Origin of the sequence: Streptomyces sp. NPDC059009, from assembly GCF_042740175.1 — a bacterium.
Lineage (GTDB): Bacteria > Actinomycetota > Actinomycetes > Streptomycetales > Streptomycetaceae > Streptomyces.
In genome coordinates this window covers 110,634-131,554 of record NZ_JBHYJB010000009.1, presented here as the reverse complement: position 1 = coordinate 131,554, position 20,921 = coordinate 110,634, and the positions used below count along the sequence as shown (strand labels likewise).

Here is a 20,921-nt window from a genome sequence, read left to right as displayed (position 1 = left end):
AAATCCCTCAGCTGAAGATCCCGCCGATCACCACGGCGACCCGAGAGCCGTACTCCTTCCACCGGTGCGAGGTCCGGCAGTACTGCCGCGGCCTGCGCCGCCCGCCCTGACCGATCAGCGTCTTGCACCACTTGCACGGCAGGTCCCCGTGATAGGTGCCGTCCTTCTCCACTCGCGCCCGCCCCATGAGCGGGGACCTTACGTCAACGAGCCCCCGTTCCGAGCGGAACGGGGGCTCTCAGTTGATCACAGGACCAAGATCACGACCCCGGGCAAGGCGCCCGGCCTCATCCGGACCCGCCCGGTCTCACCCGGACCCGACGAACGCCACCAGCAACAGCCACACCACCGGCGCCGTCGGCAGCAACGAGTCCAACCGGTCCATGATCCCGCCGTGCCCCGGCAGCAGCGTGCCCATGTCCTTGATACCGAGGTCCCGCTTGATCATCGACTCGCCGAGGTCCCCGAGCGTCGCGCTCGCCGCGACCGCGAGACCGAGCAGCAGCCCCTGCCACCAGCTGCCGCCGTCGATCAGGAACTGCATGCACAGCGCGCCCGCCGCCATCGCGAACGTCACCGCTCCGACCAGGCCCTCGCGGGTCTTGCCGGGGCTGATGCGCGGCGCGAGCTTGTGCTTGCCGAAGCGCCAGCCGATCGCATACGCCCCGGTGTCGCTGACGACCGTCAGGAGCAGGAACGTGAGGACCCGCTGCGGCCCGTCGTCGGCGGTCAGCATGAGCGCCACGAACGTCGCGAGGAACGGCACGTAGAACGCCGCGAAGACCCCGGCCGTGACGTCCTTGAGGTAGCCCTCGGGCGGCTCCGTCATGCGCCAGACGAGCACCGCGAGCGCCGTGAGGGCCATCGCCACCCAGGCGCCCTCGGCCCCGCGCACATATCCGGCGACCACCATCGCCGCGCCGCCCACCGCGAGCGGCACGAGCGGCGCCTTGATGCCCTTGCGCTCCTCGAGCCGCGAGGTCAGCTCCCACAGGCCCACCACGACGGCGACCGCTATGACGCCGATGAACACGGCCTTCACGATGAACAGCGAGGCGATGATCACGGCGCCGAGTCCGACACCGACTCCTATGGCCGCCCCGAGATCCCGGCCCGCGCTCTTCTTCTGCGGCGTCTGCGGCGCGGCCGGCGCGGGCTGTGGTGCGCTGGGCATGGGCTCCTGCGGGGGCGTGGGCGTCGGGCGCGGGGACTCGTACTCGTCACGGAACAGGGGGCCACTCAGCCGAGCGGCCCCCCGGTCGTCGTCCTGGGCCCCGCCGCTCGCGGGCATGTCGGGCACGATGGGCATGGGCTGCGTCTCTGAAGGCTGCACGGCGTCATGCGCATCGTATGCGGGGCCGGTCGGGGCGGCACCCTGGACGGGCCCCTGGCCGGGCGGCCCCCAGTACCCCGCTCTGGGCGGCGCCCCCCAGGAAGAGTCGTTCACGGATCGGATTCCTCAGAGTTCCCTCGGACCTGACTCAGACCTCGAGCAGCTCGGCTTCCTTGTGCTTGAGCAGCTCGTCCACCTGAGCGACGTACTTGGCGGTGGTGTCGTCGAGCTCCTTCTCGGCGCGACGCACCTCGTCCTCGCCGGACTCCTTGTCCTTGACGAGCTTGTCGAGGGTCTCCTTGGCCTTGCGGCGGACGGAGCGAATCGAGATCTTGGAGTCCTCGGCCTTGGTCTTGGCGACCTTGATGTACTCGCGGCGGCGCTCCTCGGTGAGCTCGGGGAACGTCACACGAATGATGTTGCCGTCGTTGCTCGGATTGACGCCCAGGTCGGAGTCGCGGATCGCCTGCTCGATGTTGCGCAGCGCGCTCTTGTCGAACGGGGTCACCACGGCCATCCGCGGCTCGGGAACCGAGAACGAGGCCAGCTGGTTGATCGGCGTCAGCGCGCCGTAGTAGTCGGCCACGATCTTGTTGAACATCGCCGGGTGCGCACGACCAGTGCGGATCGCGGCGAAGTCCTCCTTGGCGACCACGACGGCCTTCTCCATCTTCTCCTCGGCCTCGAGGAGGGTCTCTTCGATCACCACTTGCTCCTGCGTGTCTTGAGTGGGCCCGGCGTCCATGGGGCGGCCGGCTGCGTCGCGTCTCTTTCCCTGCACGGTGTCCGACCGTCAGGGCTTTGTCCATCCCTCGAGGGACGTCCTGGCGTCCCGTGCGGGACACCCCGGAGTCAGGACCGAGTGTCGTGGTCGCCCACGAGCGTGCCGATCTTCTCACCCTTGACGGCCCGCGCGATATTGCCCTCGGCGAGCAGCTCGAAGACGAGGATCGGCAGCTTGTTGTCCCGGCACAGGGTGATCGCCGTGGCGTCCGCGACCTTCAGGTCGCGGGTGATGACCTCGCTGTATCCGAGCGCGTCGAACTTCACCGCGTCGGGGTTGGTCTTGGGGTCGGAGTCATAGACACCGTCCACGCCGTTCTTGCCCATCAGCATGGCCTCGGCGTCGATCTCCAGGGCACGCTGCGCGGCGGTGGTGTCGGTGGAGAAGTACGGCATGCCCATACCGGCACCGAAGATGACCACACGGCCCTTCTCCAGGTGACGCACGGCACGCAGCGGGATGTACGGCTCCGCGACCTGCCCCATCGTGATGGCGGTCTGGACGCGGGAGTCGATGCCTTCCTTCTCCAGGAAGTCCTGCAGGGCAAGGCAGTTCATGACGGTGCCGAGCATGCCCATGTAGTCGGAGCGGGCCCGGTCCATGCCGCGCTGCTGGAGCTCGGCGCCGCGGAAGAAGTTGCCGCCGCCGATGACGATGGCGATCTCGAAGCCGTCGCGGACGACCGCCGCGATCTCCCGGGCGATCTTGTGCACCACGTCGGGGTCGACGCCGAGCGCCCCGCCCCCGGCGAACGCCTCGCCGGAGAGCTTCAACAGGAAGCGCCCGGCAACTTTGCCGTCGTCACTCTTGGAGTCGGCCTTGGTCATGGAGATCTCGCTTCCTTGCGTGTCACACATACGAAGAAGGCCACTGCCGCTGGGGTGTCGTTTCGCATCCCATGCGCGGCAATGGCCTCCTCGTCAGAACTGCGGTCGTCCGTCGCCCACGAGGTCGTGGTGGCGGTCTCCCGCACCACACCCGCGCGACGTTCCGTACGCGGTGGCCGCTGAAGACCCTAGCGGGCTCAGCGGTCTGCCACGTACAGACTCAGATGCCGACCTTGATGCGCGAGAAGCGCTTCAGGCTGACACCGGCCTCCTGGAGGACCTTCTCGACGGACTTCTTGTTGTCGAGCGCGTACGGCTGACCGAGCAGCGTCGCGTCCTTGAAGAAGCCGTTGAGGCGACCCTCGACGATCTTCGGCAGGGCGGCCTCGGGCTTGCCCTCCGCGCGCGTGGTCTCCTCGGCGACGCGGCGCTCGGCCTCGACGACGTCGGCCGGGACGTCGTCCTTGGCCAGGTACTTCGGGGCGAACGCGGCGATGTGCTGCGCGATGCCCTTGGCGACCTCGGCGTTGGGCTTGTCCAGCTCGACGAGGACACCGATCTGCGGGGGCAGGTCGGGCATCGTGCGGTGCATGTAGGCGGCGACGTAGCCACCGGAGAACTGCGCGAAGCGGTCCAGGACGATCTTCTCGCCGAGGGTCGCGTTGGCCTCGTCCACGAACGCCTGGACGGTCTTGCCCGCGGCGATCTCGGAGGCGAGCAGCGCCTCCAGGTCAGCCGGGGAGGTCTTGGCGATGTGCGCGGCCAGCTCGTTCGCGACGGCCTGGAACTTCTCGCCCTTGGCGACGAAGTCCGTCTCGCACTTCAGCTCGACGATGACACCGGAGGTGTTGTCGTCGGCGATGAGGGAGACCACGGCGCCGTTCTCGGCGGAGCGGCCCTCACGCTTGGCGACGCCCTTCTGGCCCTTGATGCGGAGCGCCTCGACGGCCTTGTCGACGTTGCCCTCGGCCTCGTCGAGCGCCTTCTTGCAGTCCATCATGCCGGCGCCCGTGAGCTCACGGAGCTTCTTGACGTCAGCGGCGGTGTAGTTCGCCATGATCGTGAATTTCTCTCTCGAAGTCTGAAGGATCTACGAAGATCTACGGGTGAACGGCGGGGGCCGATCGGGCCCCCGCCGTCAACTACCGAATCTGTGCGGCCGGATACCGACGCATGCGGTCGGATCCCGGACCGCGAGAATCAGCCCTGCTCGGCCGGCTTCTCGGCCTCGGCCTCAGCAGCCTTGGGCTCCTCGGCCTTGGGCTCCTCGGCCTTCGCCTCGTCAGCCTTCGGCTCCTCAGCCTTCGGCTCGTCGGCCTTCTCGGCGTCAGCCTTCTTCTCACCCTCGAGCAGGTCGCGCTCCCACTCGGCGAGCGGCTCGCCCTGGGCCTTCTCGCCCGGCTTCGAGTCACCGGCGGCAACGCCGGAACGGGCGATGAGGCCCTCGGCGACGGCGTCGGCGATCACGCGGGTGAGCAGGGTGACGGAGCGGATCGCGTCGTCGTTGCCCGGGATCTTGTAGTCGACCTCGTCGGGGTCACAGTTGGTGTCGAGGATGGCGACAACCGGAATGTTGAGCTTCCGGGCCTCACCGACAGCGATGTGCTCCTTCTTGGTGTCCACGATCCAGACGGCGCTGGGCACCTTCTGCATCTCGCGGATACCACCGAGGGTCTTCTCCAGCTTGGCCTTCTCGCGCGAGAGCACGAGAAGCTCCTTCTTGGTCAGACCGGACGCGGCGACGTCCTCGAAGTCGATCTGCTCGAGCTCCTTGAGGCGCTGCAGACGCTTGTAGACGGTCGAGAAGTTGGTGAGCATGCCGCCCAGCCAGCGCTGGTTGACGTAGGGCATGCCGACGCGGGTCGCCTGCTCGGCGATCGCCTCCTGCGCCTGCTTCTTCGTGCCGACGAACATGACCGTGCCGCCGTGGGCAACGGTCTCCTTGACGAACTCGTAGGCGCGGTCGATGTACGACAGCGACTGGAGCAGGTCGATGATGTAGATGCCGTTGCGCTCCGTGAAGATGAAGCGCTTCATCTTCGGGTTCCAACGACGGGTCTGGTGACCGAAGTGGACGCCGCTCTCCAGCAGCTCCCGCATCGTGACGACGGCCATGGCCGTACTCCTTGGTGTTCTCGGTTGTGCCGCGGGTGCCGGACGGCACCTGCGCCTGACGCCCGCATGCGCCGTGCCGCAAAGGACCGAGGGGCGCTGACACCGGCTGGTGATGGCCTGATGTCGGGGCGTGCGAAGTCGACCCGGTGACCCGGATCGCCACATGAAGTGTACGGGACCCGCGAGGCCGCGGGTGACGCCGCTGTCCACAACCAGCGGGTACTCCACAGATCCAGGCCATGATCCCCGCCACCCCGCCCGATCCGGGACCGTCATCACATGCGACAGAACCCCCGCCCCACACGGCGAAAACTGATGCGTGGAGCATCGGCCGCGGCCACTTCGGCAGCGGTCGGAGCAGGCACAGCGGCAGCCCTGCTCACCCCCGCCGCCACAGCCGCGGACCACCCACCCCCGACCCCCCACCCACCCTCGGCCCGCACCGCCCCCGACCCCCCAGTCCCGACGGTGGGCCGCGCCTGGCCGACGACTTCCCACCCCGTGGTCGTACGCGGCTGGGACCCACCCGCCACGCAGTACGGACCAGGCCACCGCGGCGTGGACCTGGCCGCCCCACCGGACACCCCCGTACGCGCCGTCGCCACAGGCCGGGTCACCTTCGCGGGCCGCATCGCCGACCGCGGCGTCATCACGGTGAAACTCTCCGGCACAGGCACCCCACCCCTACGCACCACCTACGAACCGGTCCGGGCAACGGTCACCAAGGGCGACAAGGTCAACGCAGGCGACCCCATCGGCACCCTGGAACACCCACGACCCCACTGCCCCCGAACCTCCTGCCTGCACTGGGGCCTGCTCCGCGCCGACCACTACCTGAACCCCCTGGACCTGCTGCCGCCGTGGGTACTGCGACCGGGGCCGAGCCGGTTGCTGCCTGTGGTGGGGGTGGAGCTGGGAGTGGAGGCGGGGGTGGAGGTGCGTTCTTGAGCTGAAGTCGAGGGGGGTGGGGAGGGGGCGGGGGGGGGTGGGGGTGGGGGGGGTGGGGGTGGGGGGGGAGGGGCCCCGGTAGAGCTCGATTCAGCCCCGAACGCCCCGCAACGCCATCCCCACAGCCGCCTCCGTGATCGCCCCGGGGTCCTCCGCCGCTCCCAGCTCGATCCGTCGGACCGCTGCGTCGACGATGCCCTGGAGCAGCATCGCGGCGAGCCGGGGCTGCTCGTGTCCGAGTGTTTCGAGGGCTTCGACGATCATCGCCACGAGGCCGCCGTGCGCCGCGCGGATCTTCTCTCGCGCCCCCGCGTCGAGTTCGCTCGCGGAGATCGCGACGACGGCGCGGTGCCTCCGGTCGCCGACCAGGGAGAGCTGCTGGCGCACATACGCCTCGACCTTGCCCTCGGCGGTGTCGGCGGCCTGCATCGCGGCGGACACCTCCGCCGCCCAGACGGGGAAGTCGACCTCGCAGAGCTCTTCGACGACGGCGGCCCGGGAGCGGAAGTACTCGTAGACGGAGGATCGCGCGAGCCCCGTGCGTTCGGCGAGCGCGGGGAAGGTCAGCGCCTCCGTACCGCCTTCGGACAGCAGGGATCGCGCGGCGTCCAGGAGGGCGCCGCGCTGCATCGACCGGTGCTCGGCCACGGAGGCCGCTCGAATCCTTGGCACGTCTCCACTTTACGGACGCGGGGCCCGGCACGGGAGTCCGTTCAAGCGTGCCACCGGTGCGGGAGCCGGGCCGAGGGACGGCCGGGGGACGGCCGGGGGCGTGGCAGACACGATTCAGCAGCGCGCCTGCCCGGCGCATCTCACCGTCCGAAACTCGCCAGCTTCGCTCTCAGCTGGAGCACCGATTTGGTGTGGATCTGGCTCACTCGGCTCTCTGTCACACCGAGGACGTTGCCGATCTCCGCGAGGGTGAGCCCTTCGTAGTAGTAGAGGGTGACGACGGTCTTCTCGCGCTCCGGCAGTGTGTTGATCGCCCGGGCGAGGAGGCGCCTCAACTCCCGGTCCTCGGCGACTTCGACGGGGTTGTCGGCGGCGTGGTCCTCGAGGGTGTCCATGAGGCTGAGCCGGTCGCCGCCTTCGCCGCCGACGTGCAGCAGCTCTTCGAGTGCCACCACGTTCGCGAGGGACAACTGGCTGAAAACCGCGTGCAGTTCTTCGAGTGCGACGCCCATCTCGGCGGCGACCTCGCTCTCCGACGGGGTGCGTCGCAGCTTCGCCTCGAGTGTGGCGTAGGCGCGCTCCACGTTGCGCGCCTTCTGTCGTACGGAGCGGGGAATCCAGTCGAGGGCGCGGAGTTCGTCGATCATGGCGCCCCGGATGCGGGTGATCGCGTATGTCTCGAACTTGATCTCGCGCTCGATGTCGAACTTCTCGATCGCGTCGATGAGTCCGAAGACGCCGGAGGAGACGAAGTCGGCTTGCTCGACGTTGGGTGGGAGTCCGACGCTCACCCGGCCCGCGACGTATTTCACCAGCGGTGAGTAGTGCAGGATCAACTGTTCGCGCAGGCGCCCGTCCCCCGTCGCCTTGTACGACCGCCACAGCTCGTCCAGCGACGTGGGTGCGGGGGGCCGCTCCCGCTCGCCGCTGCGGGCAGCTGGGGGAACAGCCGCCCGGTCAGAACCGGAGGTGTGCTGGGGCATTCGTCGCCTTGAGCCGTTCTGCCGTGAGCCGGTGAGATCGCGTGCACCGGTGGGGTGGTGACCTTGCGTGAACTGAATGAGCTTGTCCGTCTGTTTGCCTGCCGCGTCGGAATCCTTGTGAGCGTAGCGTGACTGAAGTGTCGCAGTGTGCGAAGAGTATGGGATCGCGCGTACGCAGATACGTTCCGCTGAGCGACCGATGCAGCACCTCCGGTCGCAGAGCGTGACGAACCCGCGGCATCAACTCCGCGATTTCCCAAGGCCATCGGGGGTCATCCGGACGGCGGAACACTCTCTGTCATCAATCACATGAAGGTGGCGCAACGGGCACCATCGTCTGGCGTGTCAACTGCCAGCCATCGCCGTGTCGTTCGACGAATCCGAGTGAACGGAGCTCGTACAGTCGACTCACGGCGTCGTCCGGTGCCGTTCCGGCGTCTCGTGCGATGTCGGGCACCGAGGCGGTTCCGCGGCCGGGCAGTGCGGCCAGGACCCGGGCCGCGCCGGGGGTGAGCAGGTCGCGCGGCACGACGGGGCCTCGTCGCTCCGGTGCGAGCTCTCCCATGTCGCCGACCAGTTCGGCCACTTCCTCCGCGTCGGTGACCAGGACCCCCTCCCCGCGCAGGAGTTCATGCACTCCGGCCGAGAGCCCGCTGGTGACCGGCCCCGGCACCCCCATCGTGAACCGGCCGAGCCGTTGTGCCGCCCGCGCGGTCACCAGGGCGCCGCTGCGGTATGCGGCCTCGACGACGACCGTGCCCCGGGTGAGTGCGGCGATGACTCTGTTCCGGAGGATGAACCGGCTCGGTGTGGGGTGGTCACCGGGCGGCAATTCACCGATGACGAGGCCCTGTTCGGCGATCCGGTCGAGCAACTCGGTGTGCCCGCGCGGATAGGACTGGTCCACCCCGCACGCGAGCACCGCCACGGTGGCCCCACCCGCCCCGAGTGCCCCTCGGTGCGCCGCCCCGTCCACCCCGTACGCGCCCCCGGACACCACGACCCAGCCGCGCTCGGCGAGCCCCGAGCCGAGGGCCGCCGCCATGTGTGCCCCGTACTCGGTGCAGGCCCGGGCGCCGACGACGGCCACCGACCGCAGCGCCCATATCCGCAGGCTGGGTCGCCCGCGCACCCACAGCCCCACGGGCCGTGTGTCCCCCAGGTCGTCGAGCTGCCCCGGCCACTCCTGGTCCCCCGGGCACACGAACCGGGCACCGACGCGGGCCGCGGCCTGCAGGTCGCGCTCCGGTTCGGCTCGCTCAGCGCGTGCCCGCAGTCCGGCCCAGCGTTTCGCGCCGATGCCCGGTGGCCGCTCCTCCGTCTCGCCGTCCGGTTCGCTCTCGGTGAGCCTGCGCAGCACCTCGGCGGGTCCGCTCTCCCGCAGCCATCGGCCGCACGCCTGGTCTCCGGGTTCCAGGACGCGGGTGAGGGCGATGCGCGCCCGGCGTTCCCGCTCCGGGGCCGCGTCGGGCGCCATCAGCCGGCTCCGATCGCCATGGGCACGCCCCGGGAGATGCCGGTGCGCAGTTGGAGGGCGAGGGCGACGTCCTGTGCGCCGGGCCGGTCCCGCCCGGCGAGATCCGCGACGGTCCAGGCGACTCGCAGCACCCGGTCGAGGCCGCGGGCGGTCAGGAAGCCCCGCTCCAGGTCGCGTTCGGCCAGGTCGAGGGCGCCGGGGGCGGCGGGCCAGCGGGAGCGCAGGGCGTGGCCGGGCACTTCGCTGTTGGTGCGCCAGCCGGTGCCCGCGAGCCGGGCGGTCGCTCTTTCGCGGGCCTCGCGCACCCGCTCGCCGACGATCTGGGTGGTCTCGCCTCGTGCGGTGTATCCGGAGAGCTCGGAGCGGGTGACGGGCTCCACCTCCACTTTGAGGTCGACGCGGTCGAGGAGAGGGCCGGAGAGGCGGGCCTGGTAGCGGCGGACGAGGGCGGGTGGGCATTCGCAGCCGTCGCCCATGAGGGAGTGCTGACCGCAGGGGCAGGGGTTCGCGGCGAGGACCATGAGGAATTTCGCGGGCAGGCGCACCACTCCGGCGCTGCGGGCGATCACGACGTGTCCGGACTCCAGGGGCTGGCGCAGGGAGTCCAGGGCCCGGCTGCTGAATTCCGGTGCCTCGTCGAGGAACAGGACGCCGCGGTGGGCCAGGGACACCGCTCCTGGGCGGGGGATTCCCTGGCCGCCGCCGACGAGGGACTGCATCGTCGCGGAGTGGTGGGGTGCGCAGTAGGGGGCGGTGTCGACGAGTGGTTTGCCCGGGGGCAGCATGCCTGCCACGGAGTGCACGGCGGTCACTTCGAGGGACTCTTCGCGGCTGAGTGGGGGCAGGATCGCGGGCAGGCGTTCGGCGAGCATGGTCTTGCCTGCGCCGGGTGGGCCGAGCAGGAAGAGGTGGTGGGCGCCGGCGGCGGCCACTTCGACGGCTGTGCGCGCGGAGACCTGGCCGACGACGTCGGCGAGGTCGAGGCCGTGTGTGTCGTCGGGGACGAGGCCGGTGCCGGCTCCGGCGCCGGGCACGCTGAGGCCCGCGAGCATCGGGTCGGGCCGCCCGACTTCGTCCGGTGGCTCGTCGGGGACGGGTTCGTCGGTGAGTACGGCGATGAGCTGGCGCAGGCTGCGTACGCCGAGGACGGAGATGCCTGGTACGAGTGCGGCTTCGGCTGCTGTGCACTCGGGGACCACGACTTGTTCGTAGCCCGCGTCGGCGGCGGCGAGGACGGCGGGGAGTACGCCGCGTACGGGCCGTACGCGTCCGTCGAGTCCCAGCTCGCCGATCATGACGATATCGGCGAGGACCCGGGGGTCGATGCGCTCGGCGGCGCCGAGGACCGCGCAGGCCACGGCCAGGTCGAAGCCGCTGCCGCCTTTGGGGACCGAGGCGGGGCTGAGCCCCACGGTGAGCTTCTTCTGTGGCCATGCGCCGCCCGAGTTGACCACGGCGGCCCGGACTCTGTCCCGGCTCTCCGTGAGGCTCTTGTCGGGCAGCCCGACGAGGGTGAACGCCGCGACGCCGGGTTCCAGGTCGGCCTGTACTTCGACGACCACGCCTTCGACGCCGACGAGCGCCACGGAGCAGGTGCGCGCGAATCCCATCAGGCCACCCCCCTGGCGTGCTCCACCACGGGGGCGCCTCGGCGGGGCACGAGGACGCCCACGAGGTCGATGCGGACGCCGCCTGGTGGCGGGCCGCCGCGTTGGTCGATCCAGTGCTCGGCGAGGCGGCGCAGCCGCTCGGCCTTGGTGCGGTTCACGGCCGCCATCGGGTGTTCGTAGATCCCGGGGCCGAGGCGGCCGGTGCGGCGCGTCTTGACCTCGCAGACGACGAGTGCGTCTCCGTCGAGGGCGACGATGTCGATCTCTCCGGCTCTGCCCGCGCGCCAGTTGCGCGCCAGAACCGTCATGCCGGCTTCGGTCAGCCGCCGCGCGGCCAGTCCCTCGCCGTACTTGCCCAGTGCCCCCCGTGCGTTCATGCCGGCACCACCTCCGGCATCAACGGTCATGCACTGGCCCCCGCCTTTTGGATCTTGGTGGACGGGTGCCGGGTTGTGGACAACTCGGTCACCCTTGCGGGGGCGGCAGGCTCCGGGGTCGGGGTCGGGTCACCCCTGCGGGAGCTCCAGGTCGCTCTTGTTGAGCTCCTCGATGTTCACGTCCTTGAACGTGAGGACCCGGACCTGCTTCACGAATCGTGCGGGCCGATACATGTCCCACACCCAGGCGTCCGCCATGGACACCTCGAAGAAGACCTCACCCTGGACCGAGTGCACCTGCATCTCGTAGTCGTTGGTGAGGTAGAAGCGCCGCTCGGTCTCGATCACGTATTTGAACAGACCGACGACATCGCGGTACTCCCGGTAGAGCTTCAGCTCCATCTCGGTCTCGTACTTCTCGAGGTCCTCGGCGCTCATGGCATGTTCCCCTTCAGCCGTGCGTCCCCCTATTGTGCGTCAGCCCCGCGAGCCCCTACACGATTTCCGTGTCGAGGATCTCGGGATGGTCCGGGGGACCCTCGTCGAGCAGCCTGCGGAGCAGCTCGGCGAGTCTGGTCGGATATACCGTCTCATGTGCCTCGGTCAGTTCCCGGCACGTCCACCAGCGCGCTCCGTCGACGCTGCGTCGCTCCAGCTCCGTGAGCCCTTCGGCTACGGCCGCCGTCCGCTGCGTCGTACGGGCCAGGTAGTACCACTCGTCCTGGTCCCAGCGGCGCCCGGCGAACGGGAAGGAGCAGATCCTGCGCCACAGCACCGGCCCGAGGTCGACGTCTGTGATGCCGGTCTCCTCGGCCAGTTCACGCAGCGCGGCCTCAGTCCGCGTCTCGTCGCCCTCGAGGCCGCCGCCCGGCGTGAACCACCAGTCGTCCTTCTGGTCGCCCGGCTCGTGGCCGTGCAGCAGCAGGATCCGGTCCTCGGGGTCGAGCAGCACGACCCTCGCGACCTTGCGCAGCGGCCGGGTCGCGACGTCGCCCTCGTCCGGGACGGGCGCCTGCTCGCCTGCTGGGTCAGCCGACATGTTCACCTGCCTGGTCATCCGGCATGAGCGGTCTCCCTCGTACGGCCTCCGGCACGGGCCCGCCCACGGCCGAGGCGCTTGGCCAGCGGTCCGTACGCGGCCCCGCCGAGGACGAGCACCATGCCCGCGACCACCGCGCCGAGGACGAGCCGCAGCGGCCCGGGCTCGGAGAGGCCGCCGGGCAGCTCGGCGAAGCCGTCGGGGCGCTCGAGCATGCCGAACTTGTCCATGGGCCAGGCCACCGCGTCGACCCGGGCCTTGACCGCGCTGCGCGGCACCGAGCCGTGGTCGGCGTCGCCGAGGTGGACGCTGGAGTCGAGGGAGCCGCTGCGTTCGTCGCCGAGCAGGAACAGGCGCCCCTCGGGGACGGTGGTCTCCTTGATCCCGGTCGCGGAAGCGCCCTTGCCCTTGAGGAGATACGGTTCTTCGATCTTCTTGCCGTTCACGGTGAGCTTGCCGTCGGTGCAGCAGGCGACCTTGTCGCCGCCGATGCCGACCACGCGCTTGACCATGGGCAGATTGCCCCAGCTCTGCTGCTCGAAGACGACGACGTCACCGCGGCGGACGTCGTCGCCGTCTATCCGCTGGGCGAGGACCCGGTCGCCGGAGCCGATGGTCGGGGTCATCGATCCGGTGGGGACGGTGTACGGCTGGTACAGGACGGCGCCCCAGGCGAAGCCGCCGAGGAAGAGCACACAGCCGAGGGCCACGGCGAGCCCCGACAGCACTCTGCCGGTGCGGCCGCGGCCCTCACCCGTACGACTTGTCCTGCTCATCCCAGTGCTCCCCCACGTCGGAGACGACCTCTGCGGCCCCCGGTACGGCGGCTCGGAAGATCGGCGATCTGGGACGGCACCCTACCCGGCGGTACCTCAGCCAGAAACCCTCGCACCACGGCCGGAATCCACGCCTCCGGTCGCCTCGAGGCGCACCCGGCGCCTGCGCCACAGCACGATCGGGACGGCGCCCGCGAGGCCGAGGGCCCCCGGAGCGGCGCTCATCGCGGCGTTGATGCCGGGCTGGTCGAAGGTGTCCGGGACGGGCAGCGTGGCCCAGCGGGTGGGCGGCCAGGCGATCACGATGGCGCGGCCCACGACGTTGTCCACGGGGACGGCGCCGCCGCCGGGCTGGTTCTGGTGGTAGCGGGAGTCCAGCGAGTTCTGCCGGTGGTCACCCATGACCCAGATTTTGCCCTTGGGGACTGTGACCTTGAACTGGCCGCCCTCGTCGTCGACGCTGCAGGGGGTGTTGCCGGGGAAGACGTACGGCTCGTTCAGCGCCTTGCCGTTGACCTTCACCGGGCCGGTGCCCTTGCACTCGACGGTGTCGCCGCCGACCCCGATGACGCGCTTGATGAGGTCCTTCTCGTCGGCGGACGGCATCAGGCCGATCCAGCCGAGGACCTTCTGCACCGCGTTCGGGTTGGGCGCGGGCTCGCCGTCCAGCCAGTGGCCGGGGTCCTTGAAGACGACGACCTCGCCGCGCTCGGGCTCGGAGCCGAACCACGGGGTGAGCTTGTCGACGAGGACCCGGTCGCCCTTCTGCAGGGTGTCCTGCATCGAGTCCGACGGGATGGAGAACGCCTGGACCAGGAAGGTCTTGATGATCAGCGCGAGCACCAGCGCGATGCCGATGAGCAGCGGGAGCTCTCTCCAGAAGGAGCGGGGCTTCTTCGGCGTCTCGGTCTTCTTGCCGCCCGCGTCGCCGGGGCCGCCCGCGGAGGGCGCGGTCTGGTCCGCCGCGTCAGTCCCGGGGGTCGCCTGGTGCGTGCCGTCCGCCGCGGATCCCGCCGGTTCGCCGGTCCGTCCCGGCTGCTCCTCGGGTCCTTCGTGTCCGGATCGTGCGCCGACCGCCAAATCCCCCACATCCACTCCTCAGTCCGTGCCGCCGCCTGCCCCATCCACGGTGCAGGCCCACCACTCCCATAACGAGCGGGAGTTCCGCAGGGGTCGGGAGCCGGATCATTCCGTTTGGATCGCCGGGGGCCACCCTATGCGAAGCCCCGAGGGCCGTGTCCGACCCGGATGGCGCGTCGGGGACCGTCGCGTAGGTGTCCGGCTCCTCGAGTTTGCGCCAGTGCCCGAAGGGCCAGGCGATGACCATCGCCCGCCCCACGACCGAGTCCTCCGAGACCGTGCCGTGGAAGGCTTCGGTGCGGTGGAAGCGCGAGTCGGCGGAGTCGCCGCGGTGGTCGCCCATGACGAAGAGGCGCCCCTTGGGGACCTTCACCTCGAAGTCGAAGTTCGAGGGCTTGTCACCAGGGTTGATGTACGGCTCGTTGAGCGGCACTCCGTTGACGGTGACTTTGCCGTTCTTGTCACAGCATTTGACGGTGTCGCCGCCGACGGCGACCACGCGTTTGATCAGGTCCCGTTCGTTGTCGGACGGGAGGAGCCCGATCCAGGTCAGACCTTCCTTGACCTGCTTGACGACGACGGGGTCGTCCTTCTTCTTGCCCTGTTCCTCTTCGAGCCAGCCGCCCGGGTCCTTGAAGACGACGACGTCGCCGCGCGCGGGCTTGGAGCCGAACCAGGGGGTGAGCTTGTCGACGAGGACCCGGTCGCCGATCTTGATGGTCTGTTCCATCGAGCCCGACGGGATCACGAACGCCTGCACCAGGAAGGTCTTCAGGACCAGGGCTATGAGCACCGCGACGCCTATGAGGAGGGGTATCTCCTTGATCGCGGAGCGCCGTCGGCGCCGTTTGACCTTCTTGGCGAGCTTGCGCCGCTCGGCCCGCCCGGGCAGCGCGGGCCCGTCGGTCGGCCGGGTTCCGGTGGGCAGGCGGGTGTCGGCCCGGTGACTGGCGCGGGAGCGCCCGCGGTTACCCATGCGCGCCGCCCGGTGCCGGCACGCGTGCGTAGCCGCTCGGGCGCTTCAGGGAGGTCCAGTGGCCGATCGGCCAGGCGATCCACTCGGCCCTGCCGATGACCTTGTCGACGGGGATCATGCCGCCGCCGGGTGAGCCGAGGTGGTCGCGGGAGTCACGGGAGTCGCTGCGGTGGTCGCCGAGCAGGAACAGGCTGCCGTCCGGTACGACGACGTCGAAGGGCACCTTCGACGGGGCGTCCCCGGGGTACAGGTACGGCTCGTCGACGGCCTGCCCGTTCACCTGGATCCTCCCCCGCCGGTCGCAGCAGACGACTCGGTCTCCCCCGACGCCCGCGACGCGCTTGATGTAGTCGGCATCACCGAAGTATCCGTCGCCGTCGAAGACGACGGCGTCACCCCGCTGCGGCCCGGAACCGAAACGGTACGCCAACTTGTTGACGAGTACGCGGTCTCCGACCCGGAACGTGGGCTCCATGGAGCGGCTCGGGATCTGGAAGGGCTGGATCACGAAGGTGCCGAGCAGCAGTACGAAGACCAGGCACAGCAGCAGGGTGAGCGTGATCCGGCCACCGGGCAGCCAGGAGGCCGCCCATGCGACGACGGAGCGCGACCGCTCCTCCGGCGCCTCCTCCTCGGACTCAGGGTCCGAGGAGGGCGGGGAGGGGCGGTCGCGCTCCGTCTGCTGTGCTTCGGTGTCCATCGGGGCCAGATGCTATCCGGCCCTTCTGTGGGACCCGTGCGCGAGCTCAGTTCTCGCGCTTCTCCTTGATCTTCGCGGCCTTGCCGCGCAGGTCGCGCAGGTAGTACAGCTTGGCGCGGCGGACGTCACCCTTGGTGACGAGCTCGATCTTCTCGACGATCGGGGTGTGCACCGGGAAGGTGCGCTCGACGCCCACGGAGAACGAGACCTTGCGGACCGTGAAGGTCTCGCGGACACCGGCGCCCTGGCGGCGGATGACAACGCCCTTGAACTGCTGCACACGGGAGCGGTTGCCCTCGATGACGCGGACGTGGACGTTGACGGTGTCACCCGGGCGGAAGGCCGGGATGTCGCTGCGCAGCGAAGCGGAGTCGACGGAGTCGAGCAGGTTGGCCATGATCGTCTGCTTTCTTCGCTGATGCCACAGGTCATCAGCGGTACGTGATGAATGAGGTTTCGACAGCTGATCGCGTCGGGCGGGCGTCGTTCCCCCTGTGGCAGGGGCGCACGCTGGACGTACAGCAGCGGTCTATTCTTCCACGGCCTCGGGGTCTCGCCCAAATCGGCCGTCGGGGCCCGGCCGCCACCCCAGGATGGAGAGCATCTCGCGGTCCTTCTTGTCGAAGGCCGCGGGGTCGCAACGCTCAATGAGATCGGGCCTGTTGCGGGTCGTGCGGCGCAGCGCCTCGTCCCGCCGCCAGCGCGCGATCTTGCCGTGGTGGCCGCTGAGCAGGACGTCCGGGATGCCCTGGCCGCGCCACTGTGGGGGCTTGGTGTACACGGGCCCCTCCAGGAGGTTGGCCATGGCCCCGGGCGCGAAGGAGTCGTCGCGGTGGGACTCGGCGTTGCCGAGGACGCCGGGCAGGAGGCGGGCCACGGCCTCGGTGACGACCAGGACGGCGGCCTCTCCGCCGGCGAGGACGTAGTCGCCGATGGACACCTCGTAGACGGGCAGCCGGGTCGCGTACTCGTCGATCACGCGCCGGTCGATGCCCTCGTAGCGCGCGGGTGTGAAGACGAGCCACGGGCGCTCGGAGAGCTCGACGGCGAGTTCCTGGGTGAAGGGGCGCCCGCTGGGCGTGGGGACGACGAGCGCGGGGCCGTGGCAGCCCGCTTCGTAGCCGTCGGCGAGGACCTGGTCGAGGGCGTCGCCCCAGGGCTCGGTCTTCATGACCATGCCGGGGCCGCCGCCGTAGGGGGTGTCGTCGACCGTGTTGTGCCGGTCGTACGTCCACTCCCTGAGGTCGTGCACGTGGACGTCGAGGCGGCCACGCGCGCGTGCCTTGCCGACGAGGGAGACGTTCAGCGGGTCCAGGTACTCGGGGAAGATCGTGACGACGTCGAGCCGCATTACGCGTCGTCCTTCGAGGCGTCGCGTGCGGAGGCGATCTCGGCGCGGTCGTCGATGAGCCCGGGGGGCGGGTCGATGACCGCGCGCTGCTCCTCCAGGTCGATCTCGGTGACGATCTCCTCGACGAACGGGATCATGACCTCGCTGCCGTCGGGCCGCTCCACGATGAACAGGTCCTGCGAGGGCAGGTGCGAGATCTCGGTGATCCGGCCGATCTCGGTGCCGTCCGCCAGGACCACGTCGAGGTCCATCAGCTGGTGGTCGTAGAACTCGTCCTCTTCTTCGGGGAGTTCCTCGGGGTCGACCTCGGCGATGAGGATGGTGTTGCGCAGGGCCTCGGCGGCCGTGCGGTCGCGTACGCCTTCGAAGCGCAGCAGGAGACGGCCGCTGTGCACCCGGCCCGACTCGATGGTCAGCGGGCCCGTGGCCGCGGGGTCGGTGGCGAGGACGGCGCCGGGGCCGAGCCGCAGCTCCGGCTCGTCGGTGCGGACCTCCACGGTGACCTCACCCTTGATGCCGTGGGCACGGCCGATGCGGGCGACTACCAGCTGCACTGCGTTCTCTCCTCGTTCACGACTACGGGCCGGGGACGGCTCTGAAGCCCTCCCCGGCCCGAGCCGGTGCTGCGATATAGGTTCAGCGAACCTGGTCCACGTCGACGAGGTCGACGCGGACACCGCGGCCGCCGATTGCACCCACGACGGTACGCAGGGCGCGTGCGGTGCGGCCGTTGCGGCCGATCACCTTGCCGAGGTCGTCGGGGTGGACCCGGACCTCAAGGACGCGCCCGCGGCGCAGGTTGCGCGAGGCGACCTGCACGTCGTCGGGGTTGTCGACGATGCCCTTCACGAGGTGCTCGAGAGCCTCCTCGAGCATGCTCAGGCCTCAGTCGACTCGGTGGACTCGGCCTTGGCCTCGTCCGCCTTCTTGTCGGCCTTCTTCGCCTTCTGGGTGATGGCCTCACCCTGGGCGTCGTCGCCCTCGAGGCCCTTGGTGAAGGCTTCGAACGCGGCGCGCTTGTCCTTGGGCTCGGCAACCTTCAGCGGCGCCGGGGCGGGCAGGCCCTTGTGCTTCTGCCAGTCGCCGGTGAGCTTCAGGATCGCCATGACCGGCTCGGTCGGCTGGGCGCCGACGGACAGCCAGTACTGGGCGCGCTCCGAGTTGACCTCGATGCGCGACGGGTTCTGCACCGGGTGGTACAGACCGATCTCCTCGATGGCCCGGCCGTCACGGCGGGTACGGGAGTCGGCGACGACGATGCGGTAGTGAGGCGAACGGATCTTGCCCAGACGCTTCAGCTTGATCTTGACTGCCACTGGAGTGGTGTCTCCTGGTCTTGACGTGGTTGGGCACAACGGGATGCCACGTGGGGTTGCGGTACTCGGAGTGCCCGATGGACGCGTCAGCCGGAGGCGAGAGGGTTCCTGTGCGGCTGTCGAGTACAGCTAGCCATTGTGCCACAAGCCTGCGGGGCGGCCGAACCGAGCCCTTCCCCGCTCGTCCGCCCCGAACCAGCTCAGGCAGGGTCACCCCACGCCGGCGCCGACCGCCTCCGGGATCCGGAAGGGCTTGCCGCAGCCGCCGCACATGATGGGGGCCTGGGCGAGCACCGACGGGACCACGCGGACGTTGCGACCGCAGTCGCACACCGCCTTCACGCGGACCCCGCCGCCGGAGGAGCCGTGCCGGGCGGCCGGGCCCCGGAAGCTGCGCGCGGAGTCGGCCGTCGTGGCCGCCGTGTGCGCCTTCAGGGCGCGCTGGAGGCGCTCGATGGTCGGGCGGTAGCGCTTCTTCGCCTCGGGGTTGAGCGTGACCAGGGAGAAGCCGCTGCTCGGGTGCGGCTCCTCGGGGTGGTCGAGCCCCAACTCCTCGGCGATCGCGAGGAATCTGCGGTTGTGATAGCGGCCCGCTCGTGAAGTGTCGCGAACGCCGCGTGAGGCGGCGATGCCATGGACTGCCTCGTGAAGCAGTCGCTCGAAGGAGAGCTCGGCGCCGCAGGCGGACGACGACTCTCCGATCAGGGACTCGGGCGCGGCAAGGTCGGGCAGCTCGGGGTGGTGCCGCTGAATGTCGGCCCACGCCTGTGCCAGCTCTGCGGCGAGAACAGGTGGTGTCGTGCTCACGTCGTGCTCAACGAGCCGGGGTGCCTTCTGGTTCCATTCCGGGGCATCCCAAATAATTTGCACGTACCCGTCAGTTGCCGTTGATGCGTCCGGACGAGGGCGGGTGCGCTGATCTGCGGAGAAGCCGCACAGCTCGTACCAAGGTGGTGCGTAGTGGCGCGTACGCCCCGGCGCGTAGAACTTTCCGCACGCCGGGGCTCCTGTTACCCGGAAGGCGCACGAGCCGCGGGCGCGCGCTAGTAGGCGCGGGCCACCAGAGCGACCGTACCGGGTGCGTCATCGGCGTCCGGCACCGCCCCGTCCTCGGCGACCAGACACCGTACGGTCACGGAGTGCTCGGCCAGTCTGGCCTCGCCCTCCTCGCCGACCGCGGCCCACGGGACGCGCGCCCAGTTGCCCGCGGCGGCCGCCTCCACGGCCTCGTCGACCGTGGCCACGTCCGTCGTACGGGACTCGCGGCGCTCGCGTGCCTGGGTCAGCAGCAGCCGCTGATCCTCCTCCAGGAGGCCGGGCAGCAAGGAGGGCAGCGTCTCGACCGCGACGGGCTCCTTGCCGCCGGGGATGCGGCGGGCCACCATCGCCGTGCCGCTCTCCAGGTCACGCGGGCCGACCTCGACGCGGACCGGCACGCCCTTGAGCTCCCAGTCGACGGCGCGGCGCCCGAAGGGGGTGTCGGTGCGGTCGTCGACCTGGACGCGGAGTCCGGCGGCCTTCAGGGCGTCGCCGATCTCGCGGACCTTCGCCAGGACGGCGTCGTCGCCCTTGATGGCGAGCACCACGACCTGGGTGGCCGCGAGGCGCGGCGGGACGCGCAGGCCGTTGTCGTCGCCGTGCATCATCACCAGGGCGCCGATCATGCGTGTCGTCGAGCCCCAGGAGGTCTGCCAGACCAGCTCCTGCGTGCCCTCCTTGGAGAGGTACTGGGTGTGGAAGGCGCGCGCGAAGTTCTGGCCGAGCTCGTGGCTGGTGCCGAGCTGCAGGGCCTTGCCGTCGCCCATCATCCCTTCGAGGGTGAGGGTGTTGATGGCGCCCGCGAAGCGCTCCTTGGGGGTCTTGCGGCCGAGCACGAAGTCCATGGCGAGGGTGTCGCGCATGAACGCCCCGTACACGTTCTCGTGGATGTGCGCCGCGAAGTCGCGCGCCTCCTCGTAGGTGGCGTGTGCGGTGTGGCCCTCCTGCCAGAGGAACTCCGACGTGCGCAGGAAGAGCCGCGGCCGCAGCTCCCAACGGACCACGTTCGCCCACTGGTTGATGAGCAGCGGCAGATCGCGGTAGCTCTGCACCCACTTGGAGAAGTACTCGTTGATGATCGTCTCCGACGTGGGGCGGACGACGACCGGCTCCTCCAGCTCCTTGCCGCCGCCGTGCGTGACGACGGCGAGCTCGGGCGCGAATCCCTCCACGTGCTCGGCCTCCCGCGTCAGGTACGACTGCGGGATGAACAGCGGGAAGTACGCGTTCTGGGTGCCCGTCTCCTTGATGCGGGCGTCCATGTCCTGCTGCATCCGCTCCCACAGGCCGTAGCCGTACGGTCGGATGACCATGGTGCCGCGCACCGGGCCGTTGTCGGCCAGCTCCGCCTTGGTGATCAGGTCCTGGTACCAGCGGGGGAAGTCGTCCGCGCGGGGCGTGAGTACGGGTGCCTTTGCCATGGCGCGCATGGTACGGCCGAGCATGCGGAGAGCTGCAATCCAATATGGCGCGCGGCGGCGGCGCAAGACATCCCAAGGAGTGGCCCACAACCCCTGGA

General features: G+C 69.9%; 25 protein-coding genes. 1 reads left to right on the top strand and 24 read right to left on the bottom strand.

The window, feature by feature from the left end; translation table 11 throughout:
• Window positions 1-7: 7 nt before the first annotated feature.
• The 6 genes from ACFWYM_RS11450 to rpsB all read right to left on the bottom strand — a co-directional run bounded on the left by ACFWYM_RS11450 (window position 8) and on the right by rpsB (window position 5,059).
• Window positions 8-187 carry a hypothetical protein gene (locus tag ACFWYM_RS11450; protein ID WP_384833656.1) on the bottom strand — a complete coding sequence of 60 codons (180 nt, stop codon included), beginning with the start codon at window positions 185-187 and terminating at the stop codon, window positions 8-10.
• Window positions 188-307: 120 nt separating this feature from the next.
• On the bottom strand, window positions 308-1,447 hold the full coding sequence (locus tag ACFWYM_RS11445) for a phosphatidate cytidylyltransferase (protein WP_384833653.1): 1,140 nt from the start codon (window positions 1,445-1,447) through the stop codon (window positions 308-310).
• A 34-nt stretch (window positions 1,448-1,481) separates the two neighbouring features.
• Window positions 1,482-2,039, bottom strand: coding sequence for a ribosome recycling factor (frr, locus tag ACFWYM_RS11440; protein ID WP_384833650.1), 558 nt, complete (start codon window positions 2,037-2,039; stop codon window positions 1,482-1,484).
• 146 nt (window positions 2,040-2,185) lie between these two features.
• A complete protein-coding gene (gene pyrH / locus ACFWYM_RS11435) occupies window positions 2,186-2,944 on the bottom strand; it encodes a UMP kinase (RefSeq protein WP_384833647.1) in 759 nt (252 codons plus the stop codon).
• Window positions 2,945-3,164: 220 nt separating this feature from the next.
• Window positions 3,165-4,001, bottom strand: a complete 837-nt coding sequence (gene tsf / locus ACFWYM_RS11430; protein WP_384833644.1) for a translation elongation factor Ts — start codon at window positions 3,999-4,001, stop codon at window positions 3,165-3,167.
• Window positions 4,002-4,144: 143 nt separating this feature from the next.
• Window positions 4,145-5,059 (bottom strand): 30S ribosomal protein S2, encoded by a 915-nt coding sequence (gene rpsB / locus ACFWYM_RS11425; protein ID WP_384833641.1) that lies wholly within the window; start codon window positions 5,057-5,059, stop codon window positions 4,145-4,147.
• A gap of 468 nt (window positions 5,060-5,527) precedes the next feature.
• Here rpsB and ACFWYM_RS11420 point away from each other — a divergent pair, with 468 nt between their 5' ends.
• Window positions 5,528-6,007, top strand: coding sequence for a murein hydrolase activator EnvC family protein (locus ACFWYM_RS11420; protein WP_384833638.1), 480 nt, complete (start codon window positions 5,528-5,530; stop codon window positions 6,005-6,007).
• A 90-nt stretch (window positions 6,008-6,097) separates the two neighbouring features.
• Here the strand turns inward: ACFWYM_RS11420 and ACFWYM_RS11415 are convergent, their stop codons facing one another.
• The 18 genes from ACFWYM_RS11415 to proS form a co-directional block, all read right to left on the bottom strand.
• The gene (locus ACFWYM_RS11415; protein ID WP_384833917.1) at window positions 6,098-6,655 is read right to left on the bottom strand and encodes a TetR/AcrR family transcriptional regulator; all 558 of its coding nucleotides are present in this window, start codon (window positions 6,653-6,655) and stop codon (window positions 6,098-6,100) included.
• Window positions 6,656-6,819: 164 nt separating this feature from the next.
• A complete protein-coding gene (gene whiG / locus ACFWYM_RS11410; RefSeq protein ID WP_384833635.1) occupies window positions 6,820-7,662 on the bottom strand; it encodes an RNA polymerase sigma factor WhiG in 843 nt (280 codons plus the stop codon).
• 301 nt (window positions 7,663-7,963) lie between these two features.
• The gene (dprA, locus tag ACFWYM_RS11405) at window positions 7,964-9,139 is read right to left on the bottom strand and encodes a DNA-processing protein DprA (RefSeq protein WP_384833632.1); all 1,176 of its coding nucleotides are present in this window, start codon (window positions 9,137-9,139) and stop codon (window positions 7,964-7,966) included.
• Window positions 9,139-10,749: a YifB family Mg chelatase-like AAA ATPase gene (locus tag ACFWYM_RS11400; RefSeq protein ID WP_384833629.1), complete on the bottom strand. Its 1,611-nt coding sequence runs from the start codon at window positions 10,747-10,749 to the stop codon at window positions 9,139-9,141. The genes dprA and ACFWYM_RS11400 overlap by 1 nt, the downstream gene beginning before the upstream one ends.
• On the bottom strand, window positions 10,749-11,126 hold the full coding sequence (locus tag ACFWYM_RS11395) for a YraN family protein (RefSeq protein ID WP_384833626.1): 378 nt from the start codon (window positions 11,124-11,126) through the stop codon (window positions 10,749-10,751). Before ACFWYM_RS11395 ends, ACFWYM_RS11400 begins: the two co-directional genes overlap by 1 nt.
• 129 nt (window positions 11,127-11,255) lie before the next feature.
• Complete coding sequence (locus tag ACFWYM_RS11390) at window positions 11,256-11,564, bottom strand: DUF2469 domain-containing protein (RefSeq protein WP_017947641.1); 309 nt, start codon at window positions 11,562-11,564, stop codon at window positions 11,256-11,258.
• A 55-nt stretch (window positions 11,565-11,619) separates the two neighbouring features.
• Window positions 11,620-12,165, bottom strand: a complete 546-nt coding sequence (locus tag ACFWYM_RS11385; protein WP_384833915.1) for an NUDIX hydrolase — start codon at window positions 12,163-12,165, stop codon at window positions 11,620-11,622.
• A gap of 14 nt (window positions 12,166-12,179) precedes the next feature.
• Window positions 12,180-12,941, bottom strand: coding sequence for a signal peptidase I (lepB, locus tag ACFWYM_RS11380; protein WP_384833624.1), 762 nt, complete (start codon window positions 12,939-12,941; stop codon window positions 12,180-12,182).
• Window positions 12,942-13,037: 96 nt separating this feature from the next.
• The gene (lepB, locus tag ACFWYM_RS11375) at window positions 13,038-14,021 is read right to left on the bottom strand and encodes a signal peptidase I (protein ID WP_384833912.1); all 984 of its coding nucleotides are present in this window, start codon (window positions 14,019-14,021) and stop codon (window positions 13,038-13,040) included.
• Window positions 13,909-14,997, bottom strand: coding sequence for a signal peptidase I (gene lepB / locus ACFWYM_RS11370; RefSeq protein ID WP_384833619.1), 1,089 nt, complete (start codon window positions 14,995-14,997; stop codon window positions 13,909-13,911). The genes lepB (ACFWYM_RS11375) and lepB (ACFWYM_RS11370) overlap by 113 nt, the downstream gene beginning before the upstream one ends.
• Complete coding sequence (lepB, locus tag ACFWYM_RS11365) at window positions 14,990-15,697, bottom strand: signal peptidase I (protein ID WP_384833616.1); 708 nt, start codon at window positions 15,695-15,697, stop codon at window positions 14,990-14,992. The genes lepB (ACFWYM_RS11370) and lepB (ACFWYM_RS11365) overlap by 8 nt, the downstream gene beginning before the upstream one ends.
• Window positions 15,698-15,743: 46 nt before the next feature.
• Window positions 15,744-16,094 carry a 50S ribosomal protein L19 gene (gene rplS, locus ACFWYM_RS11360; protein ID WP_384833613.1) on the bottom strand — a complete coding sequence of 117 codons (351 nt, stop codon included), beginning with the start codon at window positions 16,092-16,094 and terminating at the stop codon, window positions 15,744-15,746.
• A gap of 132 nt (window positions 16,095-16,226) precedes the next feature.
• Window positions 16,227-17,048 (bottom strand): tRNA (guanosine(37)-N1)-methyltransferase TrmD, encoded by an 822-nt coding sequence (trmD, locus tag ACFWYM_RS11355; RefSeq protein WP_384833610.1) that lies wholly within the window; start codon window positions 17,046-17,048, stop codon window positions 16,227-16,229.
• Window positions 17,048-17,602 carry a ribosome maturation factor RimM gene (rimM, locus tag ACFWYM_RS11350; protein ID WP_384833607.1) on the bottom strand — a complete coding sequence of 185 codons (555 nt, stop codon included), beginning with the start codon at window positions 17,600-17,602 and terminating at the stop codon, window positions 17,048-17,050. Before rimM ends, trmD begins: the two co-directional genes overlap by 1 nt.
• Before the next feature lie 82 nt (window positions 17,603-17,684).
• Window positions 17,685-17,924, bottom strand: coding sequence for an RNA-binding protein (locus ACFWYM_RS11345; RefSeq protein WP_014176063.1), 240 nt, complete (start codon window positions 17,922-17,924; stop codon window positions 17,685-17,687).
• A 2-nt stretch (window positions 17,925-17,926) separates the two neighbouring features.
• Window positions 17,927-18,364 carry a 30S ribosomal protein S16 gene (gene rpsP, locus ACFWYM_RS11340; protein ID WP_384833604.1) on the bottom strand — a complete coding sequence of 146 codons (438 nt, stop codon included), beginning with the start codon at window positions 18,362-18,364 and terminating at the stop codon, window positions 17,927-17,929.
• 210 nt (window positions 18,365-18,574) lie between these two features.
• Complete coding sequence (locus ACFWYM_RS11335; protein ID WP_384833601.1) at window positions 18,575-19,171, bottom strand: hypothetical protein; 597 nt, start codon at window positions 19,169-19,171, stop codon at window positions 18,575-18,577.
• A 236-nt stretch (window positions 19,172-19,407) separates the two neighbouring features.
• Complete coding sequence (gene proS / locus ACFWYM_RS11330) at window positions 19,408-20,823, bottom strand: proline--tRNA ligase (RefSeq protein WP_384833599.1); 1,416 nt, start codon at window positions 20,821-20,823, stop codon at window positions 19,408-19,410.
• Window positions 20,824-20,921: the final 98 nt, after the last annotated feature.